Source organism: Dapis purpurea BLCC-M126, from assembly GCF_050015975.1.
Classification (GTDB): Bacteria; Cyanobacteriota; Cyanobacteriia; order Cyanobacteriales; family Microcoleaceae; genus Trichodesmium.
On record NZ_JBNHER010000120.1, the window covers coordinates 1 to 1,401 of the forward strand.

Annotated in this window: 1 protein-coding gene; it reads left to right on the plus strand. The window is 38.8% G+C overall.

All coding sequences use genetic code 11. The features are described from left to right. The first annotated feature begins 759 nt into the window (after window positions 1-759). On the plus strand, window positions 760-1,296 hold the full coding sequence (locus ACP6PL_RS11095) for a DUF4347 domain-containing protein (RefSeq protein WP_426545315.1): 537 nt from the start codon (window positions 760-762) through the stop codon (window positions 1,294-1,296). Window positions 1,297-1,401 lie beyond the last annotated feature (105 nt).

Genomic DNA, 1,401 nt, shown 5'->3' on the forward strand with positions numbered 1-1,401 from the left:
TACTCATTACTCCTACAACAGTTTTGTGGTCTACTCAACTGAAAAGCGCTGTAAACCACAATATTTCGGTAATGTTTTTGGTGTGGTGTAGTTTTATTGCCTCTTTAGCAAAATTGCGTGAGAGGTTGATTTGGTGTGGCGATCGAGCGTTGACCTATTGAGGAAAGGAAAAGAAGCAGAAAAATAAATGACTTTGGGTATTTTTCCAGAGCAATTAAGTTTGAGATTCTATGAATACTGAATATAATTACCTAATCAGCAACGCCAAAAAAGTTAAAACAGAAACAGAATTAGACAAGAATAATCTGTTGAAAAGAATATCTATTTAGACAGGTTTGGGATGTTTGAAATGCTGATTGTAGGGATTTTTGCTGGAACAGTTAAGAGCGATCGCCATGGTTGAGACCGTATGTTATATCATATCCGGTTGAATACTTACACTTTGGAGTCAGGAAAGCAGAGGGCAGAAGGCAGAAGGTAGAAGGGAAGAAAAGGCTAGAAGGGAAAAAGTTTTTTTATCACTAATTATTTCGGACATGGTATTATGTGGCGGATTTGACAGGCGATCATACTAAAAGTGAAGGAATAGCGGATTAAAAAAAATCAGAAAAAGAGCATCGGAAACGTCTTTATTAGGACAGGACTTACGCATGAACACTATTGGTAGTGGAATGACACAGCTAAAACTATGCAACGGAGTTGTGCGTTAGCTAAACGTCCCTACCTCCCTCATTTTATAAATTTGTTTAGGTGAATCAAATGAATAGTACAAACAAAATTTTCGATCAAACTTCTATTCTGGTTTTTATTGATGCCGGAGTTGACAACTATCTACAATTGCTTGATAGTGTGGTTCCTGCAGCTAAAACTTTTCTTGTCCATACTGCCACTGATGGTATCCAACAAATAGACCAAATTTTACAACAATATCCAGGACAAAAAACCGTTCATATTATCTCCCACGGTGGCCCTGGTTGTCTGTACCTGGGAAATACTCAATTGAGTTTAGATACTCTCGAACATTATGCACCCCAACTGCAACAGTGGGATATTGATTATCTCCTGCTTTATGGTTGTCATGTAGCTGCGGGAGATGCAGGAGAAGAGTTTCTCAGTAAGTTGCGGGGTTTGACTCGAGCAGATATTGCTGCTTGTAAGTCTCTGACAGGGACAGCATTTAAAGGTTGTAACTGGGAGTTAGAAGTTAAAGTAGGTGCAGTAGAGTTTGCTGCTGCTTTTTCTTCTGAAGTAATAGCGACTGATGAGGGACTTTTAGGCGTAATTACCAGAGATTGAAGCCAACAACTCCATTGCCAACGCTCAAGTTATCGATCCTGCAAGTTTTTGTTTACAGCGGTTTTCATATTAATAAACCACAATGATACTGACTCCTTACTCCTT

What these genes read in the sequence shown, in the direction of transcription:
- ACP6PL_RS11095 (WP_426545315.1), top strand. Translation starts at nt 760, where the DNA reads ATGAATAGTACAAACAAAATTTTCGATCAAACTTCTATTCTGGTTTTT.